Raw genomic sequence first — 25,159 nt, forward strand, 5'->3', positions numbered from 1 at the left:
TCATGGACATGAATCAAGCCGCCTCGGCCGGGAACACCGCCTCGCGCACCGCCCGGTTCGCCCATGCCCCGGTCGCCGCCGACTACGGCCGGGCCCTGTGGCGGTACACCCTGGGCACCCGGCCGGGCCGCACCGCCATGTTGGTGCTGCCCGTCGTGCTCGGGGCCGCGGCGGGCGGCCTGCGCGTCGCGGTCTGGGGCCTCGGCACGTCCGGATACGTCACGCTGGGCGTGACCCTCCTGATCGCCCCGCTCGGCATCCGGCAGTGGCACCGCCGGTTCCGGATGAACCGCCTGTACGAGGCCGACGCGGCCCGCGGCGCCGTCCGCACCGTGCTCACCGAGGACGGCCTGACCGTCACCGGGGCCGGGGCGGACGGAGCGGACGCGGCGGACGAGGTCACCGACTGGCGCGGCTACCCCTGGTGGTTCGAGACGGACGAACTGTTCGTCCTCACCGGGAGCCTGGAGCACTTCTTCGTGCTCCCCAAGCGCGGGGCGCTCTCCCCCGAGGACGTCGACGGGGCGCGCGCCCTGTTCACGGAGCACCTGCGGCGGATCTGATCCGCGCCCGCGCGCGGCGCACGTGCGGGAGCCCGCCCGGGCCGTGACGCCCCGGGCGGGCTCCTGACTTTTCCTGCTGCTCGTCCTGCGGATCCTCCCGCGGCCGCTACTTCTTCTTGGCGGCCTTCGGGGCCTTGGCCGGGGCGCCCTCGGTGTTGCCGTAGTACGCCTGGCGCATGAGCTGCTTCATGTCCCCGATCATCGGCATCCGCGGGTTGGCGGGGGCGCACTGGTCGGCGTAGGCGTTCATGGCCTGGGTCGGCAGGGCCTCGATGAAGGCCTGCTCGTCCACGCCCTCCTCGGCGAAGGAGGCCGGGATCCCGCACTTGGCGCGCAGTTCCTCGACGGCCCTGGCGTAGGACTCCACGCCCTCGGCCGGGGTGGCGGCCGCCAGGCCCAGCATCTTCGCGATCTCCTGGAACCGCTCGGGGGCCCGGTAGACCTCGGCCTTCGGCCACGGGGTGGCCTTGTGCGAGACCGTGCCGTTGTGCCGGATCACGTGCGGCAGGAGCAGCGCGTTGGTGCGGCCGTGGGCGACGTGGAAGGTGTTGCCCAGGGTGTGCGCCATGGCGTGGACCAGGCCGAGGAAGGCGTTGGCGAAGGCCATGCCCGCCACCGTGGAGGCGTTGTGCATCTTCTCGCGGGCCTCGGGGTCGTTGGGTCCGTCCAGGACGCAGCGTTCGAGGTTCTCGAAGACGAGCTTGATGGCCTGGAGGCACAGGCCGTCGGTGTAGTCGTTGGAGTAGGCGGAGACGTAGGCCTCGGTGGCGTGCGTCAGGGCGTCGAAGCCGGAGTCGGCGGTCACCGTGGCCGGCAGGCCCATCGGCAGGACCGGGTCGACGATGGCGACGTTCGGGGTCAGCGCGTAGTCGGCGAGCGGGTACTTCTGGGCCGCGGCCGGGTCGGAGATGACGGCGAAGGGGGTGACCTCGGAGCCGGTGCCGGAGGTGGTCGGGATGGCGACCATCTTGGCCTTCTCGCCGAGCGAGGGGAACGTGTAGGCGCGCTTGCGGACGTCGAAGAACTTCTCCTTCGTGTCGGCGAACTCGACCTCGGGGCGCTCGTACATCAGCCACATGATCTTCGCGGCGTCCATCGGCGAACCGCCGCCGAGGCCGATGATCGTGTCGGGCTTGAAGTCGCGCATCATCGCGGCGCCGGCCTGGACGGTCGACAGCTCCGGGTTGGGCTCGACGTTGTCGATGACCTGGATGGCGACCGCGCCCTCGCGGGCCTGCAGGATGTCGGTGACCTTCTGCACGAAGCCCAGGGCGACCATCGTCTTGTCGGTGACGATCGAGACGCGGCCGATGCCGTCCATCTCACCGAGGTAGCGGATGGAGTTGCGCTCGAAGTAGATCTTCGGCGGGACCTTGAACCACTGCATGTTGTTGTTGCGCCGTCCGATCCGCTTGATGTTGATCAGGTTGACCGCGGTGACGTTGTTGGACACCGAGTTGTGGCCGTAGGAGCCGCAGCCGAGGGTCAGGGACGGCAGGAAGGCGTTGTAGACGTCGCCGATGCCGCCGAAGGTGGAAGGGGAGTTGGCGATGACGCGGATGGCCTTGACGCGCTTGCCGAACTCCTCGACGAGGGCCTCGTCCTCGGCGTGGATGGCCGCGCTGTGGCCCAGCCCGTGGAACTCGACCATCGCGGCGGCGAGTTCGAGGCCGTGCTCGGTGTCGTCGGCCTTCAGGGCGGCCAGGACCGGGGAGAGCTTCTCGCGGGTCAGCGGCTCGTTCTCGCCGACCTCGTTGCACTCGGCGAGCAGGATGGAGGTCTGCGGGGAGACCTCGAAACCGGCCTGTTCGGCGATCCACTGCGGCGACTTGCCGACGACCGCGGGGTTCAGCTTGGCGCCGGAGGCGTCCGCGGCGTAGGCGGTCGTGCCGAAGATGAACTGCTCCAGCTTCGTCTTCTCGGCGGCCGAGACGACGTGGACGTCGAGCCGCTTGAACTCGGCCAGGCCCTTCTCGTAGATCTCCCGGTCGAGGATGACGGCCTGTTCGGAGGCGCAGATCATGCCGTTGTCGAAGGCCTTGGAGAGCACGATGTCGTGGATCGCGCGGGCCAGCTTGGCGCTCTTGTGGACGTACGCCGGGACGTTGCCCGCGCCGACGCCCAGAGCGGGCTTGCCGCAGGAGTAGGCGGCCTTGACCATCGCGTTGCCGCCGGTGGCGAGGATGGTGGAGACGCCCGGGTGGTTCATGAGGGCGCCGGTGGCCTCCATGGAGGGGGCGGTGACCCACTGCACGCAGTTCTCCGGAGCGCCCGCGGCGACGGCGGCGTCCCGCACGATGCGGGCGGCCTCGGCGGAGCAGTTCTGCGCGGAGGGGTGGAAGGCGAAGATGATCGGGTTGCGGGTCTTCAGCGCGATCAGCGCCTTGAAGATCGTGGTCGAGGTCGGGTTGGTGACCGGGGTCATCGCGCAGACGACGCCGACGGGTTCGGCGATCTCGGTGATGCCGTTCAGCTCGTCGCGGCGGATGACGCCGGCGGTCTTCAGCCCGCGCATCGAGTTCACGACGTGCTCGCAGGCGAAGAGGTTCTTGACCGCCTTGTCCTCGAAGATGCCGCGGCCGGTCTCCTCGACCGCCAGCTCGGCCAGCTCTCCGTGGCTGCTCAGGGCCGCCAGGGAGGCCTTCTTGACTATGTGGTCGACCTGCTCCTGGTCGAAACCCTCGAACTGGTCGAGCGCCGTGAGCGCCCCCTGGACGAGCGCGTCCACCATCTCGTTGGCCTGCATGGCAGGAACTCCTTCTTTGCGACCCGTTTTCCTGATGCCTCAATTCGACACCCAAAAGCGGAAGCAGTGGCGCCGAAAAAGCCCCCACAGCGGGGGTCGAAGGGCCGTTCACCACCGTTCACTCCCCTTCGAAATGGCATCTGACCTGCGGATATGCCAGGGGACCAAAGACCCCTGTGCGCTTGTGAAAACTTTCACAAGAATTTCGGAGAGAGTGCGCCCTACCGCACTCCTCCCCCAGCGAGCACAATCACCAGGACGGCTTCACCGTCGACCGTGAGGGAGGGACGCGTGCACAATCGGGTGCGCACCGCGGACGGACGGCAACTGATGGTGGAGCGCTTCGGCGACCCCCGCGGCAGACCGGTCTTCCTGCTGCACGGCACCCCGGGCAGCAGACTGGGCCCGGCCCCCCGGGGCATGGTGCTCTACCAGCGCCGGATCCAGATCATCGCCTACGACCGTCCCGGCTACGGGGACTCCGACCGGCTGCGCGGGCGCTCGGTCGCCGACGCCGTCCGGGACGTGGCCACCATCGCCGACGCCCTCGGCCTGGACCGGTTCGCCGTCGCCGGCCGCTCCGGCGGCGCCCCGCACGCCCTGGCCTGCGCGGCCCTGCTGCCCGAGCGGGTCACCCGGACGGCGGCCCTGGTCGGCCTCGCGCCCTGGGACGCGGACGGGCTCGACTGGTTCGACGGCATGACCGCCTCGAACGTGCGCGAGTACACCACCGCGTCGGCGGACCCCGAGGAGCTGGCGGCCCGGCTCACCCCGCGGGCCGCGGCCATCGGCAAGGATCCGGGGCGGCTGCTGGAGGAGCTGCGCATCGAACTCACCGACAACGACCGGATGATCGTCGCGGACGCCGGTCTGCGTTCGATGCTGCTGCGCAACTTCCGCGAGGGGCTGCGCAATTCGGCGGACGGCTGGATCGACGACGCCCTCGCGCTGTGCAGCCCCTGGGGGTTCGAGCCCGCCGACATCCGCTGCCCGGTCATGATCTGGCACGGCGAGCAGGACGTCTTCTCCCCCGTCGGCCACTCGCGCTGGCTGGCCGAGCGGATCCCCGGCGCCACCGCCACCATCGATCCCGCGGCGGCGCACTTCGCGGCCCTGCGCGCCCTGCCGCAGATCCTCACCTGGCTGCTGCGCGATCTCCCCGACCCGCCCGAACAGCACCAACGGCCTGCCTGACGGCGAACACGAGGAGGCCTGCGGGCGGCGGGTAAAGGAATTGCGTCACTCTTTCTATAGAACGCTTGACCTGGCGTCATGTCTCGGTTGCCAATAGGACGTGGACTAGTAAAGTCCACGCATGGCACGAGCATGACGCTCCTGTCAATCCCCCGCCCATTTCACATGGCCCCCTCAAGGACGGTGTCGTGAACACTTCCGCAACCCCCGCGACCAGCACGGTCAAGGCCCGCCGGGTCCCCCTCGCCCAGATCGACGTCCGCAGCGCGTCCTCCGCCGCCGCGCTCGGACGCGTCCTGCGCGAAGAATCCGGTCGCACGGTTCAGGCACCGATCTTCAACTCTGCGCTCTGACCGAGAAGTAGGCGCTCTAGACTGGTGGAATGACCGGCCTGATCGCTTTTCGCGAGATCGTCCTCAAGGTTCACAGCAGATGCGATCTCGCGTGTGATCATTGCTATGTCTATGAACACGCAGATCAGAGCTGGCGAGCCCGGCCGAAAGTGATCTCCCCCGAGGTCATTTCCCATACCGCGTCGCGGCTCGCCGAACATGCCCGTGATCATGCACTCCCCTCCGTCACGGTGATTCTCCACGGAGGGGAACCCCTGCTGGCCGGACCCGAGCGACTGCGCCTGGTGTGCGAGGAGTTCACCCGGGCCCTCGCCGGAACCGCCGCGCTGGACCTGCGCATCCACACCAACGGCCTCCAGCTCGGCACCCGCCACCTCGACCTCTTCGCCGAATTCGGCGTCCGGGTCGGCATTTCCCTGGACGGCGACCGCGCGGCCAACGACCGCCACCGCCGCTTCGCGGACGGCCGCACCAGCCACCCGCTCGTCCTCGCCGCCGTGGAACTGCTCCGCTCGGCCCCCTACCGGCACCTCTACCAGGGCCTGCTATGCACGGTGGACGTGGCCAACGACCCCGTCGCCGTGCTCGACGCCCTCGTCGACCTCGCACCCCCGCGCGTGGACTTCCTGCTCCCGCACGCCACCTGGGAGACGCCCCCGCCCCGCCCCGACGGCGCGCCCGACGCGTACGCCCGCTGGCTGCTGCGCGTCTTCGACCACTGGGACCGGCTCGGGCGGCCCGTGCCCGTGCGCATCTTCGAGTCGCTCGCCAGCACCCTGCGCGGCGGCCCCAGCCTGACCGAGTCGCTGGGCCTGGCCCCGACCGACCTGGTGGTCGTGGAGACGGACGGGGCCCTGGAGCAGGTGGACTCCCTCAAGAGCGCCTACGAGGGCGCCGCCGCCACCGGCTTCGACGTCTTCTCGCACACCTTCGACCAGGTCGCCGCCCACCCCGGGGTGCGCGCCCGGCAGCTCGGCCTGGAGGGCGTCAGCGACACGTGCCGCGGCTGCCCCGTCGTACGTTCGTGCGGCGGCGGGCTCTACACCCACCGCTACCGCCCCGGAACCGACTTCGCCAACCCCTCCGTCTACTGCGCCGACCTGCGGGAACTGATCGACGGGGTCGAGGGGCGCACCGCCGCCGAGGCGACCGCCGTCGAGCTGAGCGACCCCGCCGAACTGGCAGCCTCCCAGCACCAGTTGACGCGGGTGCTTCTCGCCCGCCTGCACGCCGAGCTGACCGAGTTCGCCCCCCGCGCGGGCGGCGGGGCCGCCTGGGCGCACGCCTGGGAGCTGCTGGGGGCGGTGGAGGGCGCGGGCGGGGCGGGTGCGGACGCGCTGGACCTCGTACTGGCGCACCCCTACACCCGGACCTGGGTGCTGGCGGCCCTGGACGCGGCGCAGGAGGGGCGCCCGGACGGGCCGGAGGCCGCGCTGCGGCTGGCCGCGCTGGCCGCCGCCGCCGTGCTGCGGGGCGGCCTGGACCTGCCCGCCGAGGTGGGCTACCGGGACGGCGAGGTGTACCTGCCGACGCTGGGGCTGCTGCGGCTCGGGGAGCCCGGCACGGACGGCCGCGCCTCGCTGCGGGCCACCGAGGACGGCTACGCGGCCCACGACGGCCGCTCCGGGCACCGCTTCGGCCCGGCGGCCGGGGACGCGCGCTGGCAGCCCGTACGGTCCTGGTCCCCGGGGCCGCGGGGCCCGGCCGTGGCGCTGGACGACCTGGACCCGTACCGCACCTGCTTCGCCCGCCCCCCGCGGCTGCGCCTGGGCGCCGGGGAGGCCGAGGAGTGGCGGGAGCGGCTGGGTGCGGCCTGGGCGCTGCTGCACCGGGCGGTGCCGGAGTTCGCGCGGGCGGCCGCGGCGGGGCTGACCACCCTGACCCCGTTGGCCGGGGGCCCGCGGGCGGTCGGCTGGGGCGAGGCGGGCCGGCACGGCCCCGGCGCCCTGGGCCTGCCCTACGCGGCCGGGGTCGGCGAGACCGCCCTGGCCCTGCTCACCGGGCAGCGCCGGGCCCGGCTGCGGGCGCTGACCGAGGTGGCCGACCTGTACGCGCTGGACGGGGCGTGGGAGCACCCCTCGCCCTGGCGGGAGCGGCCCGTTCCGGTGTCCCGGCTGCTGGCGGACGTGCACGAGCGGGTCGCGGTGGAGGCGTACCGGCGGGCCACCGAGCCGTACCACCCGGCGGGCACGGACCGGATCCACCGGGCGTTGGACCGGCTCGCGGGCGCGGCCGAGCTGACCAGTACCGGCAAGCGGCTGGTCGAGGAGATGCGCTGGGAAGCCAAGGCGGTCGACGCGTGAGCGGCGGGCCGACCCCGCTCCTCGCACCGCCCAGCACGGCCGCGCTCGCCGCGCGGCTGCGGCTGCTCGGGGTGCGGCCGGGGGGCCGGCTCCTGGTGCACGCCTCTCTGGGCGGCACCGGTCTGCGCGCCGAGCGGCTGCTGGCGGCCCTGGTGGAGGTGCTCGGCCCCCGGGGCACCCTGGTGGTGCCCGCCTTCACCACCTCCAACTCGCGCACCTCCACCTCCCACCTGGCCCGGACCGCGGGCATGGACGGGGCCGAGCTGCGGGCCTTCCGGGCCCGGATGCCCGGCTTCGATCCGGTGCGCACCCCGAGCGAGGACATGGGCGTCTTCGCGGAGGCGGTGCGCACCGCGCGGGGGGCGGCGCGCAGCGGCCATCCGCAGACCTCTTTCGCGGTGCTGGGGCACGGTGCGCGGCGGTTCGCCGCCGGTCATCGGCTGGCCTGCCATTTGGGGGAGGATTCGCCGCTGGGAACGCTGTGCCGGGAGGGGGGGCAGGTACTCATGATCAATGTGGGATTTTCCGTTTGCAGCGCATTCCATCTCGCGGAGTATCGAATTCCGAAGCCCCCCTTGCGCATGTACGCGTGTGTGGTGAAGGTGAACCTTCCGGGGCGGCGGCAGGGGGAGGAGTGGACGGCATACGAGGACGTCGCGCTCGACGACAGTGATTTCGCGGAGATCGGCCGGGATTTCCCCTCGTCCAAGGTGCGCGAGGGGCAGCTGGGAGGGGCCTCGGTCAAGATCTTCGGGATTCCTGATGCCGTCGATCACGCCGTTACCTGGATGACCGAAAACAGACGCTGATTGACTGAACCATGAGGCGATGTGGCGGAGCAGCTCCGGAATGATGTTTCTTCGCTCCACATCTTCGGGACGGGGGTCGTGTGCCCGCATCAGTGCAGCCGTACTTTTTTCTCAGTTATGCGCATACGCCGAGGTTCGGGGCCGGGGGGCCCGACCCCGACATGTGGGTGGAGCGGCTTTTCCGTGACCTCTCCAGCCACGTCATGGCGCTCACTGACCTGCCCGCCGGATCCGACGCCGGATTCATGGACCGGGAGATACGCAGCGGCGAGGGCTGGTCGGAACGGCTCGGCACGGCACTGGCCACCTGTCGGGTCTTCGTCCCGCTCTTCTCACCGCGCTACTTCGCCAGCGAGATGTGCGGAAAGGAATGGTTCGCCTTCGCACACCGCACCATCCAGCGGACCGCGGTCAGCGGCGAACCGGCCGAGGCGATCGTGCCCGCGCTGTGGGTCCCCGTGCCGCCCGCGCAGCTGCCCGGCCCGGCCGAGCGGCTCCAGTTCAACCACAACACCTTCGGCGAGCGCTACGTCACCGACGGGCTCTACGGACTGATCAAACTGCGCGGGTACGCCGAACAGTACGAGCGGGCCGTCTACGAGCTGGCCAAGCGCATCGTGAGCGTCGCCGAATCCGTGCGCCTCGACGTCAGCCGCCCCATGGACTACCGGGTGGTGCCCAGCGCGTTCGGCGTTCCGGGGGCCGCGGGCGGCCCCGGCAACGCGGCCCGCAGCCTGCACGTCACCGTCGCCGCCGCCACCCGGCACGACCTCCCGGAGGGCCGCAGCCCCGAGTACTACGGGGACACCGCGCTGGACTGGAACCCGTACCACCCCGTCGCCCAGCGGCCGGTGGCCTACGTCGCCGAGGACCTGGTGCGCTCGCTCAACTACCAGACCACGATGGCCTCTTTCGACGACGAGGCCGGCCACTTCGACACCAAGCAGCCGCCGACCCGCCCCGAGATCCTGATCGTCGACCGCTGGGCCGTCGCCGACGACCTGCGCCGCCAGCGCCTGGCCGCCTTCGACCAGGACCCCCGGCCCTGGGTGAGCGTGGTCGTGCCGTGGAACCGGTACGACCACCAGAGCCGGGCCAGGGAAGCGGAGTTGACCGATCAGCTGGAAGACACCATGCCCGTGAAGATGGGTCAGGGCCGGATCGCCTGCCGGGCCGCCGCGAACGGCGTGGCCAACATGGAGACCCTCGGCCAGATCCTGCCGCAGGTGGTCGAGGCGGCCGCCCAGCAGTTCCTCAGACACGCCCAGGTCTATCCGCCCGCGGGCGGGGCGCACACCGAACGGCCGCGGCTGCTCGGCCCGATGGGCATGAACGGGCCACCGGCGCCGCCGCCCGCGCCCTTCCCGCCCGACACCGAACAGCACGACGCCCGGACCACCGGGCCGCACCCGGACGCCGACGGACCGACCAACCAAGCGGGGGACGCGGATGACAGCCAGTCGTGACGGACGGATCGTCACCTTCTACTCGTACAAGGGCGGTACCGGCCGCACCATGGCGCTGGCCAACACCGCCTGGATCCTCGCGGCCAACGGCAAGCGGGTCCTCGCCGTGGACTGGGACCTGGAGGCGCCCGGCCTGCACCGCTTCTTCCACCCGTTCCTGGACCCCTCCACCCTGGGCGCGACCACCGGGATCATCGACCTGATCAGCGAGTACGCCTGGGCCGCGACCAGCCCGGCGCAGCGCTCCGACGACTGGCACAAGGACTACGCGCGGATCCAGCCGCACGCCGTCTCCCTCACCCCCGAGACCCTCGGCTGGGAGTTCCCCGACGGCGGCACCCTGGACTTCGTCTCCGCGGGCCGGCAGAACCGCGAGTACTCGGCCACGGTCTCCACCTTCGACTGGGACAACTTCTACGACCGGCTCGGCGGCGGCCACTTCTTCGACGCGCTGCGCGACGACATGAAGTTCAACTACGACTACGTCCTGATCGACAGCCGCACCGGGCTGAGCGACATAGCCGACATCTGCACGGTCCACCTGCCCGACGTCCTGGTCGACTGCTTCACCCTCTCCGACCAGTCCATCGACGGCGCCGCCTCCGTCGCCCGGCAGATAGACGAGCGGTTCAACGACCGGGGCATCAAGATCTACCCGGTCCCGATGCGCATCGACGAGGGCGAGAAGGAGAAGGCCGACGCGGGCCGCGCGCTGGCCCGGATCAAGTTCGACCGCTTCCCCAGCGGTCTGGGCGGCGACGAACTCACCGCCTACTGGGGCGCGGTGGAGATCCCCTACCGCCCGTACTACGCCTACGAGGAGACCCTGGCCACCTTCGGCGACGAGGCCGGGCTCACCAACTCCCTGCTCTCCGCCTTCGAACGGCTCACCACCGTGGTCACCGAGGGCGAGATCACCTCCATGCCCGCCATCGGCGAGGAGGTCCGGCTGCGCATCCGCGACGCCTTCACCCGGCGCCGCCCCGCCCTGCCCGCCGACCTGTTCCTGTCCTACGTCGCCGAGAACCGGATGTGGGCCGACTGGATCGAGTCGGTCCTCACCCGGGCCGGTTTCCGGGTGGTGCCCAAGGACGTCTCCGCCGAACGCCCGCCCGCGGCCGCGCCCGGCGACACCCTGGGCGCCGGGATCAGCGTCGACACCGCCGCACGGACCGTGGTGCTGCTCTCCAGCGCCTACCTCAAGTCCGCCCGGGCCGTGGACGTCTGGGAGCGGGCGGCCGCCGAGGACCCGACCGGCGGGCGGCGCCAGCTGGTGCCGCTGCGCGTGGGCGACGTACGCCTGAGCACCCCGTACATCGACCGCAATCCGGTGGACCTCTTCCGCCTCGACGAGGTGCACGCCACCACCGCCCTGCTGCGCGCGGTGGAGCGGCCCACCGCCCTCCACGACGGGATGACCAGCGCCACGGCGCCCGGCCCCCGCTTCCCGGGGACCGTCCCCAAGATCTGGAACGCGCCGCCGCGCAACCCGGGCTTCACCGGCCGCTCCATCGTGCTGGAGCGGATGCGCGACCAGCTCGGCGGCGGCGTGGCCGTGGTGCTGCCGCAGCCGCAGACCCTGTACGGGCTCGGCGGGGTCGGCAAGACCCAGGTCGCGCTGGAGTACGTCCACCGGTTCATGGCGGACTACGACCTGGTGTGGTGGATCTCCTCCGAGCAGACGGACGACGTGGTCGCGGCCCTCGCCGAGCTGGCCGTCCGGCTCGGCGCGCAGACGGGCGAGGACATGTCGGCCGCCTCCCAGGAGGCGATCGACCTGCTGCGGCGCGGGGTGCCCTCCGCGCGCTGGCTGCTCGTCTTCGACAACGCGGACGATCCGGAGACCCTCAAGCGGTTCTTCCCGCCGGGCGGCCCCGGGCACGTGCTGGTGACCTCCCGCAACCAGAGCTGGTCGCAGTACGGGGACGCGCTGCCGGTGGACGTCTTCCTGCGCGAGGAGTCCATCGAGCACCTCCAGCGGCGGGCCCCGGGGCTCACCAAGGACGACGCCGAGCAGGTCGCGATCGCGGTCGGCGACCTGCCGCTCGCCGTCGAGCAGGCCGGTGCGTGGATCGCGGAGACCGCCACCCCCGTCTCGGCGTACCTGGAGCAGCTCGCCCAGCAGGCGGCCCGGGTGCTGGCGCTCAACCAGCCGCCCGGCTACCCGGAGCCGGTCGCGGCCACCTGGAACGTCTCCATAGAACGGCTGCAGAGCCGCTCCCCCGCCGCCGTGCGGCTGCTCCAGCTCTGCGCCTTCTTCGCGCCCGAGCCGATCTCGGCGAACCTCCTCTACAGCAAGGAGATGATCGACGCCCTCAAGCCCTACGACTCCTCGCTCCAGGAGAAGCTGGTGCTGGGCCGGGTGATCCGCGAGATCGGCCGCTTCGCGATGGCCAAGGTCGACCAGGTCAGCAACAGCATCCAGGTGCACCGCCTGGTCCAGGCCGTGATCCGGGCCCAGTTGACCGAGGAGGAGCAGCGCGAGGCCCGGCACGCGGTGCACCGGATCCTGGCGGGCGCCCGACCCGACGACGACGAGCCGATAGACAACCCGGAGACGTGGCCGCGGTTCAACACCATCTGGCCGCACCTGACCCCGTCCGAGGCCCGCTTCTGCAAGGAGCCGGAGACCCGGCGGCTGCTGATCGACCGGGTCCGCTACCTGTGGAAGCGCGGTGACTTCAAGGCGGCCTACCAGCTGGGCGAGGAGTTGCGCGAGACCTGGAAGGAGACCCTGGGCGGCGACGACCTGCAGTACCTGTACCTGCGCTTCCACCTGTCCAACATCCTGCGCTCGCAGGGGCGGTTCGTGGAGGCCAAGGAGCTGGACGAGGTCACCCTGGAGCGCCAGCGCACCGCGCTCGGTCCCTCGCACCCGCACACCTACATGACCACCAGCGGCCTGGCGATGGACCTGGGCACCCTCGGCCGCTACGGCGAGGCGATGGAGCTGGCGACGGCCGCGCACGAGGGCTTCAGCCAGATCTTCCACGAGTCGCACCCCCGGACCCTGGCGGCCGCGAACAACCTGGCGCTGAACCTGCGCATGGTCGGGCAGTACGCCCGGGCCCGCGAGATCGACCAGGAGGTCTTCGACCGGCGCACCGAGGTGCTCGGCCCGGACCACCCGTACACCCTCTCCTCGGCCCAGAGCCTGGCCCGCGACCTGCGGGAGGTGGGCCGCTACGACGACTCGGTGCAGCTGCTGAGCCGGACCTACGAGATCTACAAGCGGCAGTTGGGGCGCGCCTTCCCGGGCACCCTCGCGGCCGCGAAGTCGCTGGCCGTATCGCTGCGCCGGGCCGGTGAGCTGGAGGACGCGCGGCGGCTGACCACCGCCACCCGCAACCGCTACCGGGCCAAGTACACCTCGGTCAATCCGGATCTGCTGGCCTGCGAACTCAACCTGGCCGCCGACATGTTCGCCGTCGGGGACTCGGCGGGGGCGCGGGACCTGGCGCAGGAGGTCGTCGACGAGTACATGAAGGTGCCGGGCGAACGGCACCCGTACACGCTGGCCGCGCTCAACAACCTCGCGGTCTTCCACTGGGGTTCGGGTGCGGCGGAGACGGCGGAGCCCATGCTGCGGCACGTGATCCGGCACATGCGCGACGTGCTCGGAGACAACCACCCGCACACCATCTTCGCCCACCTGAACCTCGCGAACACGCTGGCCGACCTCGGCGATCCGGAGGGCGCGCTGGAGTTGGAGCGGATGTCGGTGATGCGGCTGCGCGAGGCGCTCGGCGCACACCACCCCGAAACCCTGGCGAGCGCCTCCAACATGGCGGTCAGCCTGGACTCGATGGGCCGCAAGGAGGAGGCCGCACGGGTCCGCACGGAAGCGGTGAACGAGCTGACGAGGCTCCTGGGCGAGGAACACGGCCTGACCCGCTACGCACGCGACGAGCGCCGGGTCCACCGCGACCTGGAGCCGCTGGCGGTGTGACCGCCCGCGGGCGGGGCGGCCGCCGGGGACCGGGCAGGTCCCGGCGGCCGCGCCGCGCACCACTGGACAGCAGACTGGGGGGTTCGCTGTGACCGACAGCATGACCTTTCGAAACGAAGACCTGCCGGCCCTCTTCCACCACACCGACCAGGCGGCGATCTCCCGGCAGCGGGAGTCCACCCAGGCCACCCGCGCGCAGCTGCTGCTGCTCGTGACGGCCGCGGCGGCCGGGGCGCTGCCGTCCTCGACCGCCCGGATCGGGTCGCTGCACCTGTTCGGGATGCTGAGCGCCCTGGCGTACGCGGGGGTGCTCGCCGTCGGGATGCGCGCCACCCGGCGCCGGGCCCGCCCGCAGTGGCAGCTCAACCGCAGCGCGGCGGAGTTCATCAAGTCGCTGGCCTGGCGGTACGCCGTCCACGGGGCGCCGTTCGGCAGCGACGTGTCGGGCGTGGCGCAGGTGTACGGGACCCGGCTGGAGGCGGGTCTGGACGAGTTGCGCAAGATGGGCTGGGAGGATCCGCGCGCCGCCGGGGTGCTGCCCGAGGGCGGGGAGATCACCGGGGCGATGCACCGGCTGCGGGGCCTCGACTACCAGGTGCGGCGCGAGACGTACGTGCGGGACCGGCTGATCGAGCAGCGCAAGTGGTACCAGCGCAAGACGGAGGTGTCGCGGCGGGCCACGGCGGTGTGGTCGTGGTCGATCGTGCTGCTGACCTGCGTGGCGCTGCTGTTCGCGCTGCTCGGGGCCTTCGGATCGGGGCCGGGGACGCAGGTGACGGCGCTGCTGAGCGCCGCCGCGGCGGCCGGGATCGCCTGGAACGAGGTGCGCCGCCACCATCCGCTGATCGAGGCGCACACCCTGATCGAGCAGGACCTGTCCGCGATGATGGTGGTGATGCAGACGACGATCACGGAGACGCAGTGGCCGTCCGCGGTCTACGAGACCGAGCGCTACGTCTCCCCGCAGCACACGGACTGGCTGGCCCGGCACAGCAGTTGAGGCGGGCCCACCGCCCCGGGGGCGCGGCGTCGTGCGGTGCGGGAGCGCTCAGTCCCGTACGACGCCCGTCCGCCACAGCACGGTGACGGGCTTGCCGAGCGCCCGGGCGTAGGCGACGATCTCGCCCGTGCCGCCGTGCCCGCGGGCCGGGAGGCCGTCCCAGACGGCGACGAGCCGGTCGCAGCTGTCGGCGATGAAGGTGCCCGCCGCGTAGTAGGCCTCGTCCGTGGAGCGGGCGAAGTCGAGCCGGACCTCCTGCGAGGCCAGTTCCCGCAGCCGGTGGAAGCCGGCGAGCGGCTCGCCGCCGCCGAAGGTGGCCTCGTAGTCGGCGCTGGGGATCACCACCGTGAGGTCGGCCCCGCACTGCAGCGCGATGTCGGCGAATAGCTGGTCCGCCCCCTCCGCGAGGCTGGACAGCGCCTCCAGCGGGCCGTCGTGGCCGTCGAGCACGGCCCGCAGCCCGTCCTCGACGTGGGCGATCACCTCGTCGGGAAGGGACCGGTGGCCGGTCACCCCGATGCGTTTCATACCCGAGCCTCCCCCGTGGACGGCCGAACCCTGGACGTCCACGACATCCTCCCAGAAGGCGGGGGGACGTCCAGGGTGCGCACGGGGGCGCGCGGGACGAGCGCCGATCAGTAGACGCTGACCCCGTAGGCGGAGAGGGCCTCGGTCACCGGCTGGAAGAACGTGGTGCCGCCGCTGGAGCAGTTGCCGCTGCCGCCGGAGGTCAGGCCGATGGCCCGGGAGCCGGAGTAGAGCGGGCCGCCGCTGTCGCCCGGTTCGGCGCAGACGTTGGTGCGGATCAGGCCGGAGACGACGTCGCCGCCGCCGTAGTTGACGGTGGCGTTGAGGGCCTGGACCGTGCCGCTGTGGATGCCGGTGGTGGAGCCGCGCCGGGTCACGGACATGCCCACGGTGGCGTTGGCCGCGCTGGTGATGTCCTGGCTGCCGACCGTGCCGGGCGGCACGGGCGAGTTGCTCGCGTACTTGATGAGCCCGTAGTCGTTGCCCGGGAAGCTGGAGCCGACCGTGCTGCCGACGGTGGTGGTGTGCGAGGTGCTGGTCCACCAGGTGCCGGCGCCGTCGGTGCAGTGCCCGGCGGTGAGCGCGTAGTAGGTGCTCCCGCTGCGGACGTTGAAGCCCAGCGAGCAGCGCCAGCTCGACGCGTAGATGGCGTCGCCGCCCGAGAGCAGCTTGCGGAAGGTGCCCGCGGTGCGCTCCACGCGCAGGGCCCCGGCGTCCGTCCCGGCCTCGCGCCTGATTCTGGCGAGGTCGGCGGCGGAGACGGTGGAGTCGGCGCTCACCACGAGGGTGCCGGTGGCCGGGTCGGTGTACCAGGCGGTGCCCGCGACGTCGGCGCGCTGGACGGCGGCGCCGACGGCGGCGAGCCGGTCGGCGCTCAGGCCGCCCGCGTCCGCCTCGGAGCTGGCGCTGGCCGTGGCGGGGACGGTGAAGGCGGCGACGGCGGCGAGGCCCGCGGCGAGCACCGCGAGCCGGGTGCGGGTGCGGGCGCGCCCGCGGGTCGCTGCGGGGATGGGGGTGTGGGGGGTGTGGGGGATGTGCTTGAAGCTCATTTCTCGTCCTCCCGGAGGGAATCGGGGCGCGGCGGACTGGGGGGCCTGGCCGTGCACCTGACAAGCACTGACCGGGAGTGTGGTGGCGTCAGATACCGGTAGCAAGGGCTGATTCCAGCCGCCGTTCACCCGCGGCGACCTCGAAGGACAGGGTGTTCCCGGGCGGCGGGAACGGGCAGATGAAGTGGTCCGCGAAGGCGCAGGGGGGCAGCAGCGCCCGGTTCAGGTCGACCGTGACGGATCCATCGGCCGCCGGGACTCCGGGGCGCAGGAACCGGAAGCGGTAGCTGCTCCGCCCGCCGGTGGCGTCGCCGAAGACGGCCCACAGGCTGCCGTCGTCCTCGTCCACGGCGACCTGGAGGGTGTGCGGGGCGCCCCGGAAGTCGAAGGTCAGCTCGCCGCCGAGGCCGAGCCCGCGGGCGCGCCCGTCGGCGTTCTCGACCTGTACCGTCCGGTCCTCGTCGTACGCCCGGAAGCGCCCGGGGAGCACGTAGGCCGGGTCGTAGGGGGTGGCCTCGATCGTCTTGAAGGCGCCGCGGGCCGGGGCGTCCGGGTCGTAGCCGCGGACCGCCCACGCCCCCTCGCGCCGGATCACCACCAGCCGGACCGCGCCCGCGGCGGCCCGGGAGGCCGACGGCGGGCCGTCGTCGGCGCCGAGCACCGCCTCGCCCGCGAAGGCTTCGCCGTCGAGGGTCAGCCCGTCCCCGGGGCCGGCGGCGAGGAGGACCCCGGAGTCCGTCTCGCGCCACCGCCCCGGAACGTCCGGAATTCGACCCTCCGGGTAGTCGGCGAGCCAGTGCGTGCCGGTGAGGGCCAGGGGGCCGTAGGGGCCGGACACCGCGTCCACCCGGTGCGCGTGCCAGCGCTCCCAGGCGGCGACGGCGTCGGCCGTGTCCGTTGCGTCGGAGACCATGCGGTCACATTTCCACACCGCGACCGCCGGTTGGTGTCAGCGGCGTGACAAGGTACGCCGTACGGACCCGCCCTGACGGCCGCTCAGCAGTCGCACCCGCAGTCACAGCAGTCGCATCCGTCGCAGCAGCTACAGCCGTCGCTGCAACATCCGCAGTCGCAGTTGCAGCAGTCGCAGTCGCAGTTGTCGCACCAGGCGTCCCGCTTCTTGCGGGACCAGGGGCCCTCGTAGTCGGTGCAGCAGAGCTGGCAGGTGCAGAAGAGCCCGATGGCCACCGCGCAGCCCCCCAGCAGGCCGCGTCGCGGCTTCTGCGGCGGCAGGCCGCCGAAGCCGCCCGGACCGCCACTCCAGCCGCCCCCGCCGCCTCCGGGGCCCATCGGCGGGGGCGCCGCGGGACCACCGGGAGCGGCCGGACCGTAGGGGTTGCCGCCGTACGGGTTCCCGCCCTGGGGGCCGCCGTACGGGCCCCCGCTCCCCGCGTCCCAGCCGGGCGGCGCCGCGCCGAAGCCTTGACCCTGGCCCTGGCCCTGACCCTGGCCGCCGTGCGCATGGCCGGCGGCGGCCGTGCCCGCGTGCCCGCAGGAGCTCGTGCCGAAGGCGCGGTCCACCGAGCTCCGCAGCTCGTGCACCAGCAGCCGGTGCGCGAGCCCCGCGTCCACGAACTCGACCTCCCGCAGGGACAGCCGGATCCCGCTCAGCGCGTCGTCGCACAGCCGCCGGGCCTCGACCAGCGGGGTCCCGGTGGCCGTCAGCGGGTTCCAGGCCCCGGCCGCGGCGTCCGCGGCCTGGTCCTCCACCGCGTCCAGCAGGTGCGCGAGCCGACCGAAGTAGCGGCCCGCCTCCGCGAGCGCGGGGGCGTTGCCTGGCCGTCCGGCCAGGGTCGCGGTATGGGCGAAGGCGGCGGCCGTGGCGGTCTCGGTCGGCTCGGTCACCCGCAGCACCGGCGTGCCGAGACCGGCCAGCGCCTCGATGTCGCCCTGCCGGTCCACCGCGTCCACGAGCACCGCGGTGTCGAAGCCGAGCGAGGCCCCGGTGCGCTCGCCGGCGCGGTCCCAGCGCCGGGCCACCGTGCGCGCGGCGGCGGCCAGCGGAGCACGCGCCAACAGGCCGTCCCGGTCGGCCACGTGGTCCCGCACCTTCGCCGAGGCGAGCACCAGGGAGACGGCGGCGGCGAGCCGCGCGCCCTCGCCGTTGGCCACCGGCGCGGTGCGCATCCCGCGCAGCGGGCACGGTCCCGCCGTGCGCCGGGAGCCCGCGGCCGGACCGGACTGAGCCTCCGTCAGAACGGAGACGAGCAGACCGTCGTAGTTGGTCACGACCCGTGCGAACTGACCGTGGTCCCCGCGAAGTGCCAGGCACAGTCCGCAGAGATGGGCCATCCATTCCGTCTTGAACCGGTCGCCGAGCCGGTGCGTGCAGGGTCTGACGATGCCGAACAAGTGGTTCCCCCGTGTGTCAAGCGCGTGCGTGCGGGGCATCGTACCGAGCCCGGTCCTTCACCCGTACGTCCCCTGCGGTCACCCGAACGGATGCAGCGATCGTATTTTCACTCAGTCAGCAGCGGGTAGACGCCTGGAACCTTGGCCCGCACCGGATGTTCTGCACCAGTACCGTCACGAAACCCCTGCGCGGCGACTATCCACTTGGCGCGTTGTCAGCATCATGGTCGACCATAGGGACGCGGAGAAGATGACATACAGACCCCCGGTGAAAGGAGGCGTCCATGGGTTCGGTACGCAAGGCGAGTGCCTGGCTGGGTCTCGTCGAGGACAGCGGTGACGAGCGGTACTACGACGACGAGTACGCGGAGGCCGCGGCGCAGAGCAACCACACGGGCGGTGTGGAGCGCGAGCAGTGGGTCACCGACCCGCGGGTCCAGGTGGCGTCCGAGTCGGCAGTCGAGCAGGGCCGGCGGATCGCCACGGTGACCCCCGACGGCTTCCGCGACGCGCGGGGCATCGGCGAGCTGTTCCGCGAGGGCGTGCCCGTGATCGTGAACCTGTCCTCGATGGACCCGGGCGACGCCAAGCGCGTGGTCGACTTCGCGGCCGGTCTGACCTTCGGCCTGCGCGGCTCGATCGAGCGGGTGGCGACCAGGGTCTTCCTGCTGACCCCGGCCGACACCCAGATCGTCAGCGGCGAGCCCGGCGGGCGCACGCGCGACTTCTTCAACCAGAGCTGAGCAGGGCGCTCACCGGAAGGCGTCGAGGCCGGTGAGTGCCTTGCCCAGGACCAGCTGGTGCATCTCGACGGTGCCCTCGTAGGTGAGCACCGATTCGAGGTTGGTGGCGTGCCGCATGACGGGGTACTCCAGGGAGATCCCGTTCGCGCCGAGGACGGTCCGCGCGGTGCGGCAGATCTCGATCGCCTCGCGGACGTTGTTGAGCTTGCCGAAGCTGATCTGCTCCGGCCGCAGGGTGCCCGCGTCCATGCGGCGCCCCAGGTGGTGGGCGAGCAGGATGCCCTTGTGCAGCTCCAGGGCCATGTCCGCGAGCTTGGCCTGGGTGAGCTGGAAGCCGCCGATCGGCTTCCCGAACTGCTCGCGCGTCTTCGCGTAGCCGAGGGCCGATTCGAAGCTGGCGCGCGCCGCGCCCATGGAGCCCCAGACGATCCCGTACCGCGCGTGGCTGAGGCAGCCGAGCGGGCCCTTCAGCCCGGTGACCTCCGGCAGCACCGCGTCCGCGGGCAGTCGTACGTCGTCCATGACCAGCTCGCTGGTCACCGAGGCGCGCAGCGACCACTTGTGCTTGATCTCGGGCGCCGAGAACCCCGGGGTGTCGGTGGGCACGGCGAAGCCGCGGATCCCCTCGTCGGTCTGCGCCCAGACCACGGCGACGGCCGCGACCGAGCCGTTGGTGATCCACATCTTGCGCCCGTTCAGCACCCAGTCGCCGCCGTCGCGCTTGGCGTGGGTGCGCATCGCGGCGGGGTCCGAACCCACGTCCGGCTCGGTCAGCCCGAAGCAGCCGATCAGCTCACCGGCGGCCATGCCGGGCAGCCAGCGCTGCTTCTGCTCCTCGGAGCCGTACTTCCAGATCGCGTACATGGCGAGCGAGCCCTGTACGGAGACGAGGGAGCGGATCCCCGAGTCGGCGGCCTCCAGCTCCAGGCAGGCCAGCCCGTACTGGACGGCGCTGGCGCCCGCGCAGCCGTACCCGGTCAAGGACATGCCGAGCGCGCCGATCCCACCCAGCTCGCGGGCCAGCTCCCGGATCCCGGGCAGCTCGCCCTTCTCGTACCAATCGGCGACGTACGGCAGCACGCGGTCGGCGGCCCAGGCCCTGACGGTGTCCCGCACCGCGAGGTCCTCGGGACTCAGCAGCTCGTCGAGCCCCAGGGGATCGGTGGGGACGAACGGCGTTTTCGACGCGGACACGAGGGCCTCCCGGCGGACCTGGAAACAAAACCTAGCGCTGCAAGTTAGCCACCGTTCACCCCCGAGGTCCACCCCCACCCGAGTGACCCCGCCCTCAATCACCGAACAGGCAGGGCGGGTCGGGCGGGCGGGCCGAGATCAGCCCCGCCGGCGTTTGAGGCGCGGGGTCCGGGGCGGAGCCCCGGGGTGGGCGCGGGGATCCGGGGTCAGGAGGAGCGCGGGGCGGAGGGCTCCGCGACCGGGTCGGGGCAGGGCCCCGACTGACCGGGGATGCGGACCGCCTCGGCCGGGGCACCCGGCTCGGCACCCGGCTCGGCACCCGGCTCGGCCTCCAGCCCCCGCGGCAGCTTCAACGCCATCGCCGCCCCCGCGAACAACAGCACCGCACTCACCAGCAGCGTCACGTGCAACCCGTGCACGAAGGAGTGCCGGGCCGCGGAGTAGAGCGACTCCCCCGCCGACCCACCAAGGCTCCGCGCGATCTGGTACGCCTCGCCGAGCGAGTTCGAGGCCCGCCCGGAGTCGGCCGCCGAGACCCCGGGAACCTCCCGCAGCCCCGGGATGTAGGCCGCGTTCATGACGCTGCCGAGCAGCGCGATGCCCATCCCCGCACCCAGCTGGTAGGAGGTCTCGCCGATCGCCGCCGCGCCCCCCGCCTTGCTGGCCGGGGCCTCGCTCAGCATGGACTCGTAGGCCGCGAAGAGCGTGGTCTGCAGCCCGAAGCCGAGCAGCACGAAGCCGAAGGTGAGCAGCCAGGGCCGGTCGTCCAGCCCCATCAGCGTCAGCAGCAGCACGGCGCACGCGGTGAGCGTGAAGCCCAGCGAGACCATCGCGCGCGGGCCGACCCGCTGGAGGGTGTACGAGCCGGTGGCGCCCGCCGCCATCGCCGCGAAGGTGAGCGGCAGCAGCCGCAGCCCCGTCTCCAGCGGGCTCAGGTGCAGCACCAGCTGGAGGTACTGGACGGCGATCAGCTCCAGGCCGACCAGCGCCAGCATGGCGAGCACGATGCAGCCCACGGAGGTGGAGAAGGCCACCCGGGAGAACATCCCGATGTCGATCAGCGGGTGCTCGCGCCGCTTCTGCCGCCGCACGAACAGCACCAGCAGGGTGGCTCCGATCAGCACCGGTACCACCGCCCCGACCTCCAGGAAGGTCCGGTCGGCGCCCGCGCGCTTGACCCCGAGCACCGTGCCGAGCACGCCCCCGGCGGCCATCAGCGCACCGAGCACGTCCCAGGGCCCGTCGTCGGCCCCCTTGGACTCGGGCAGCAGCCACCGCCCCAGCGGCAGGATCAGCGCCATCAGCGGGATGTTGATCAGGAAGACGGAGCCCCACCAGAAGTGCTGGACGAGGAAGCCCCCGATGACGGGACCGCTCGCCGCGCCGACGGCGGCGACCGCGGTCCAGATCCCTATCGCGAGGGCCCGCTCGCGGCGGTCGGGGAAGACCGTGCGCAGGATCGACAGGGTGGCGGGCATGATCATCGCGCCGCCGATGCCGAGCAGGGCGCGCGCGGCGATGAGCACCTGGGCGCTCTCGGCGAGGGCGGCGATCGCCGAGGCCGCGCCGAAGAGCCCGTAGCCGAGCAGCAGGATCCGGCGGCGGCCGACCCGGTCCCCGAGCGTGCCGAAGAGGATCAGCAGCGAGGCGCAGACCAGGGGGTAGGCGTCGACGATCCACAGCAGCTCGATCGAGCCGGGGCGCAGGTCCTCGGTGACCGAGGGGACGGCGACGTGCAGGATCGTCGCGTCGAGCGCGACGAGGAGCAGACTGACGCAGAGGACGGCCAGTACGGCCCAGCGGTTGGCGCCTCCCGCGAGCGCGCCGATCCGCTGCCGGAGGGTGTTCGTCCCCGACATGCATCCACCTCCCAGATGAGCCCTCGCCGCGGCGGACCAGCGTCCGACGGCCGCGGACGGCAGCGGCCCACGGGGTCCGGCATCGACGCGCGAGTGAACGGACAGCGTACGCGAGTTCGAGCCGCCGCCGACGTGGCCAAGCTCTCATCCCGGTCCCGTCCGCGCGGTGCGGTACGTCACGGCGCAGCTGCCCCCTTCCCCCTCTTCCACCGGCGTACACGCCAGGTCACGGGCCGTGGCGCCCCGCGTCGGCCCCGATAATCGATCCCGTGAACGATCACGTCCCACCCGCCCCGCCCGCGCCGCCGCACCCCGCGATCCGGCCGCCCGAGCCCACCCCGGACCCCGCGCCGAGCCCGACCCCGCGCCGGGTCGCGCCCGCGTTGGCCGCCTTCGCCGCGGTGCGGGCACTGGGTCTGCTCGCGCTCTGGCTGTGGGGGCTGGCCGCGGGCAGCAGCGCGCACACGCTGCTCTCCGCCCGCTGGGACTCCCTCTGGTACGCGCGGGTCGCGGGCGAGGGCTACGGGTACGAGGTGGTGCTGGCCAACGGCGACGTCCATTCGAACCTCGCCTTCTTCCCGCTGCTGCCGTGGCTGGAGCGGGCGGTGTCGGCGCCGACCGGCCTGGCCCACGGCGATGCGGGGCTGGTGGTGGCGTGGACGGCGTCCCTGGCCGCGGCCTGGGGGATCTTCGCGGTCGCCGACCTGCTGTACGGGCGCCGGGCCGGGGTGCTGGCGGTGGCGCTCTGGGCCGCGCTGCCGGTCGGGATCGTGCAGTCCATGGCCTACAGCGAGGCCCTCTTCACGGCGCTGGCCGCCTGGGCCCTGTACGGGGCGCTGCGCGGGAACTGGCTGTGGGCGGGCACGCTGGCCGCGCTGGCGGGGCTGACCCGGCCGGTCGGGGCGGCGGTGGTCGCGGCGGTCTGGGTGGCGGCCGCGGTGGCCCGGCGGCGCGGCGGGGGCACCTGGCGGATGGCGCTCGGCGCGGCGCTGGCCCCGCTGGGGGCGGCGGCCTACGTCCTGTGGGTCGGCGCGCACACCGGGCGCGGGCTCTTCGGCTACCTGGACGTGCAGGCCGGCTGGGGCAACGGCTTCGACGGCGGCTGGGCCTTCGCGCGTTTCATCGGGGGCCGACTGGGCTCGGGCACGCCCGCCGGGGCGGCGGCGGGCCTGGGGCTGCTCGCGGGGGTCGCGCTGGTGCTGTGGCTGTGCGCGGCGTGCGTGCGCCGGCGGCAGCCCGTGGCGCTGCTGGTCTACGGCGGGATCGTGGTGGCCCTGGCCCTGTGCGCCTCGGGGTACTTCGGGTCCAAGCCCCGCCTGCTGCTGCCGGCCTTTCCGCTGCTGCTGCCGGTCGCGGTGGCCCTGGCCCGCCGTCGGACCGGGCGGGCGGCCGCGGTGGTGGGGGCGCTGGCCCTGGCCTCGGCGGTCTACGGGGCCTGGTGGCTGAACGGGTCGGGCCCGCCGTAACGGGATCCGGCTAACGGAAGGGGGAATTCCGATCCATCTTTGTGCAAAGTAATTGCTCCCGGCCCCATAAAATCCCGATAAGTGTGTCACCTTATTCAGGACACATGTGGATCACGTTCCGGCAGCCGCGCCGCAGGACATTGCCGCATTCCGGGGAATAAAGACCCGAACGAGACCAACTCCACATCACATGGTCATCACAAAGCCCGGGATTCGACCGGGCGGCCCATCGGCGCGCGGTAACGTCGATTGGGTGCGTACTGACCAAATTTTCACCCGTCTGGAGCGGGTGTTCGCCCGCCTCGACCGGGAACCCGAACGACCGGCTCATCTGCAAGTGCCGCAGATGAGCCGGCACCGTGTCGTGCTCTTCGGCGCGACGCTCGTGTTCTACCTGGCGATCGTGATCGGCGTACTGACCACCTCGTGGCTGGTGCGGCTCGACTGGCAGCTCATGTTCTTCCGGCCCTACGAGCAGTGGCCGCAGGTGCACGCCTTCCTCGACTACCTGGTGGTCCTGGGCCAGCGCGGCCCCACCTCGATGATGGTCATGGCCTGGCTCGGCTGGCGCTGCTGGCGCCAGCACACCCTGCGCCCGCTGATCACGCTCGGCGTGGCCCTGCTCGCGCTCAACGTGACCGTGGGCTCGGTCAAGCTCGGCCTCGGCCGCCTCGGCCCGCACTACGCGACCCAGATCGGCTCGGCCGAGATGTTCGGCGGCGGCGATATATTTCCTTCCGGCCACACCGCCAACGCGGTCGTGACCTGGGGGATCCTGGCCTACCTGGCCTCCACCGGAGTCACCCGACGGGTGCTGTCGACGGCGTCCGCGATCGTCGCCCTCAGCGTCGGCGCCACCACCGTCTACCTCGGTACGCACTGGGTCAGCGACGTGCTGCTCGGCTGGGCCGCCGGTCTGCTGGTGCTGCTCGCCCTGCCGTGGTTCGAGCCCTTCATCGCCCGGACCGAGGCCTTCATCATGGAGCAGCGCGTCGCCTGGCGCCTGCGCCGCCGGAGCGGCGAGGGCGCGGCCGCACTGCCCGTCGCCCCGCTGACCGCCCAGGCCAAGGTGTTCGTCCAGCGGGCGGCCGAGGCGCTTCCGGTGGCCGAGGAGCCTGCCGCGGTGCCCGCGGGCGCCGGCCACGCCACCACGGCCCGCACGGCGGCGCCGCACGTGAGCGCCCGGCCGCACGTCATCCGCTCGGAGCGGACCCCGGTCACCCCGGCGGGCAGCCGTCGCCCGCCGCACACGGACCGCGACCGGACCGGACGCAACCCGGCGGCCCGCCCCGTGGCCGGCGGCTGACCCCACGCCCGGGCGAGAGCACGGTACGCACAGCCCGATCCCGCCCGAGCCCCGCTCCACGCTCCACCCGACTGCCGCGATCCGGATCATCCTCCGGACCGCGGCAGTCGTGCGTCAGCCGAACGCCCAGGTGTTCGTCCAATCCGGGTCACGCTTGTGTCACGGATTGCCGACAGCCGTTCCGCCTGCCGAGTTCCTCGCGGCAATTGTTTACCGGCCCGCGACACGCCCGGGGCGAAGGGCGATTGCAATTCCTGTACGAGCCCCCGGAATTCCGTG

The 25,159-nt window shown here is 72.4% G+C and carries 18 protein-coding genes; 11 read left to right on the plus strand and 7 right to left on the minus strand.

All coding sequences use genetic code 11. The features are described 5' to 3' along the window. Positions 1 to 2 precede the first annotated feature (2 nt). Complete coding sequence (locus ACFWAR_RS20995; protein WP_385779247.1) at positions 3 to 563, plus strand: YcxB family protein; 561 nt, start codon at positions 3 to 5, stop codon at positions 561 to 563. 106 nt (positions 564 to 669) lie between these two features. Here ACFWAR_RS20995 and adhE read toward each other — a convergent pair whose 3' ends face one another. Continuing rightward, a complete protein-coding gene (gene adhE, locus ACFWAR_RS21000; protein WP_385779249.1) occupies positions 670 to 3,309 on the minus strand; it encodes a bifunctional acetaldehyde-CoA/alcohol dehydrogenase in 2,640 nt (879 codons plus the stop codon). Between the two features lie 291 nt (positions 3,310 to 3,600). Here adhE and ACFWAR_RS21005 point away from each other — a divergent pair, with 291 nt between their 5' ends. The 7 genes from ACFWAR_RS21005 (at position 3,601) to ACFWAR_RS21035 (ending at position 14,383) form a co-directional block, all read left to right on the plus strand. After that, positions 3,601 to 4,503, plus strand: coding sequence for an alpha/beta fold hydrolase (locus tag ACFWAR_RS21005; protein ID WP_385779251.1), 903 nt, complete (start codon positions 3,601 to 3,603; stop codon positions 4,501 to 4,503). 188 nt (positions 4,504 to 4,691) lie between these two features. Beyond that, complete coding sequence (gene fxsA, locus ACFWAR_RS21010; RefSeq protein ID WP_385779253.1) at positions 4,692 to 4,856, plus strand: FxSxx-COOH cyclophane-containing RiPP peptide; 165 nt, start codon at positions 4,692 to 4,694, stop codon at positions 4,854 to 4,856. Positions 4,857 to 4,885: 29 nt separating this feature from the next. Further along, positions 4,886 to 7,159: a radical SAM/SPASM protein FxsBH, inactivated beta-hydroxylase extension form gene (fxsBH, locus tag ACFWAR_RS21015; protein WP_385779255.1), complete on the plus strand. Its 2,274-nt coding sequence runs from the start codon at positions 4,886 to 4,888 to the stop codon at positions 7,157 to 7,159. After that, positions 7,156 to 7,968 (plus strand): AAC(3) family N-acetyltransferase, encoded by an 813-nt coding sequence (locus ACFWAR_RS21020; RefSeq protein WP_385779257.1) that lies wholly within the window; start codon positions 7,156 to 7,158, stop codon positions 7,966 to 7,968. The genes fxsBH and ACFWAR_RS21020 overlap by 4 nt, the downstream gene beginning before the upstream one ends. A gap of 80 nt (positions 7,969 to 8,048) precedes the next feature. Then, complete coding sequence (locus ACFWAR_RS21025; protein ID WP_385779259.1) at positions 8,049 to 9,434, plus strand: TIR-like protein FxsC; 1,386 nt, start codon at positions 8,049 to 8,051, stop codon at positions 9,432 to 9,434. Continuing rightward, complete coding sequence (fxsT, locus tag ACFWAR_RS21030) at positions 9,418 to 13,383, plus strand: FxSxx-COOH system tetratricopeptide repeat protein (RefSeq protein WP_385779261.1); 3,966 nt, start codon at positions 9,418 to 9,420, stop codon at positions 13,381 to 13,383. Before ACFWAR_RS21025 ends, fxsT begins: the two co-directional genes overlap by 17 nt. A gap of 100 nt (positions 13,384 to 13,483) precedes the next feature. Continuing rightward, positions 13,484 to 14,383, plus strand: coding sequence for a DUF4231 domain-containing protein (locus ACFWAR_RS21035; protein WP_385779263.1), 900 nt, complete (start codon positions 13,484 to 13,486; stop codon positions 14,381 to 14,383). 48 nt (positions 14,384 to 14,431) lie between these two features. Here ACFWAR_RS21035 and ACFWAR_RS21040 read toward each other — a convergent pair whose 3' ends face one another. The 4 genes from ACFWAR_RS21040 to ACFWAR_RS21055 form a co-directional block, all read right to left on the minus strand. After that, entirely contained in the window at positions 14,432 to 14,911 is a 480-nt protein-coding gene (locus tag ACFWAR_RS21040; RefSeq protein ID WP_385779265.1) for a hypothetical protein, read from the minus strand. A 107-nt stretch (positions 14,912 to 15,018) separates the two neighbouring features. After that, a complete protein-coding gene (locus tag ACFWAR_RS21045) occupies positions 15,019 to 15,960 on the minus strand; it encodes a S1 family peptidase (RefSeq protein WP_385779267.1) in 942 nt (313 codons plus the stop codon). An 88-nt stretch (positions 15,961 to 16,048) separates the two neighbouring features. Next, positions 16,049 to 16,873 (minus strand): DUF1684 domain-containing protein, encoded by an 825-nt coding sequence (locus ACFWAR_RS21050; RefSeq protein WP_385779269.1) that lies wholly within the window; start codon positions 16,871 to 16,873, stop codon positions 16,049 to 16,051. A gap of 83 nt (positions 16,874 to 16,956) precedes the next feature. Further along, on the minus strand, positions 16,957 to 18,312 hold the full coding sequence (locus tag ACFWAR_RS21055) for a DUF5685 family protein (RefSeq protein WP_385779271.1): 1,356 nt from the start codon (positions 18,310 to 18,312) through the stop codon (positions 16,957 to 16,959). A 284-nt stretch (positions 18,313 to 18,596) separates the two neighbouring features. Here ACFWAR_RS21055 and ACFWAR_RS21060 point away from each other — a divergent pair, with 284 nt between their 5' ends. Next, positions 18,597 to 19,055, plus strand: a complete 459-nt coding sequence (locus ACFWAR_RS21060) for a cell division protein SepF (RefSeq protein WP_354384123.1) — start codon at positions 18,597 to 18,599, stop codon at positions 19,053 to 19,055. Positions 19,056 to 19,064: 9 nt separating this feature from the next. On the opposite strand, the gene ACFWAR_RS21065 is transcribed toward ACFWAR_RS21060, so the two are convergent. Continuing rightward, the gene (locus ACFWAR_RS21065; RefSeq protein WP_385779273.1) at positions 19,065 to 20,249 is read right to left on the minus strand and encodes an acyl-CoA dehydrogenase family protein; all 1,185 of its coding nucleotides are present in this window, start codon (positions 20,247 to 20,249) and stop codon (positions 19,065 to 19,067) included. Between the two features lie 206 nt (positions 20,250 to 20,455). After that, positions 20,456 to 22,108: an MFS transporter gene (locus ACFWAR_RS21070; RefSeq protein WP_385779275.1), complete on the minus strand. Its 1,653-nt coding sequence runs from the start codon at positions 22,106 to 22,108 to the stop codon at positions 20,456 to 20,458. Positions 22,109 to 22,425: 317 nt separating this feature from the next. Here ACFWAR_RS21070 and ACFWAR_RS21075 point away from each other — a divergent pair, with 317 nt between their 5' ends. Then, positions 22,426 to 23,574, plus strand: a complete 1,149-nt coding sequence (locus ACFWAR_RS21075; RefSeq protein WP_385779344.1) for a hypothetical protein — start codon at positions 22,426 to 22,428, stop codon at positions 23,572 to 23,574. Between the two features lie 253 nt (positions 23,575 to 23,827). Continuing rightward, on the plus strand, positions 23,828 to 24,880 hold the full coding sequence (locus tag ACFWAR_RS21080; protein WP_385779277.1) for a phosphatase PAP2 family protein: 1,053 nt from the start codon (positions 23,828 to 23,830) through the stop codon (positions 24,878 to 24,880). Positions 24,881 to 25,159: the final 279 nt, after the last annotated feature.

Origin of the sequence: Streptomyces sp. NPDC059917 (genome assembly GCF_042730635.1) — a bacterium.
Classification (GTDB): Bacteria; Actinomycetota; Actinomycetes; order Streptomycetales; family Streptomycetaceae; genus Streptomyces.

Bases quoted from the DNA above. Each gene is read 5' to 3' on its own strand.
- ACFWAR_RS20995 (WP_385779247.1), top strand. From the start codon at position 3: ATGGACATGAATCAAGCCGCCTCGGCCGGGAACACCGCCTCGCGCACC.
- adhE (WP_385779249.1), bottom strand. From the start codon at position 3,309: ATGCAGGCCAACGAGATGGTGGACGCGCTCGTCCAGGGGGCGCTCACG.
- fxsBH (WP_385779255.1), top strand. From the start codon at position 4,886: ATGACCGGCCTGATCGCTTTTCGCGAGATCGTCCTCAAGGTTCACAGC.
- fxsT (WP_385779261.1), top strand. From the start codon at position 9,418: ATGACAGCCAGTCGTGACGGACGGATCGTCACCTTCTACTCGTACAAG.
- ACFWAR_RS21035 (WP_385779263.1), top strand. From the start codon at position 13,484: ATGACCTTTCGAAACGAAGACCTGCCGGCCCTCTTCCACCACACCGAC.
- ACFWAR_RS21040 (WP_385779265.1), bottom strand. From the start codon at position 14,911: ATGAAACGCATCGGGGTGACCGGCCACCGGTCCCTTCCCGACGAGGTG.
- ACFWAR_RS21045 (WP_385779267.1), bottom strand. From the start codon at position 15,960: ATGAGCTTCAAGCACATCCCCCACACCCCCCACACCCCCATCCCCGCA.
- ACFWAR_RS21050 (WP_385779269.1), bottom strand. From the start codon at position 16,873: ATGGTCTCCGACGCAACGGACACGGCCGACGCCGTCGCCGCCTGGGAG.
- ACFWAR_RS21060 (WP_354384123.1), top strand. From the start codon at position 18,597: ATGGGTTCGGTACGCAAGGCGAGTGCCTGGCTGGGTCTCGTCGAGGAC.
- ACFWAR_RS21070 (WP_385779275.1), bottom strand. From the start codon at position 22,108: ATGTCGGGGACGAACACCCTCCGGCAGCGGATCGGCGCGCTCGCGGGA.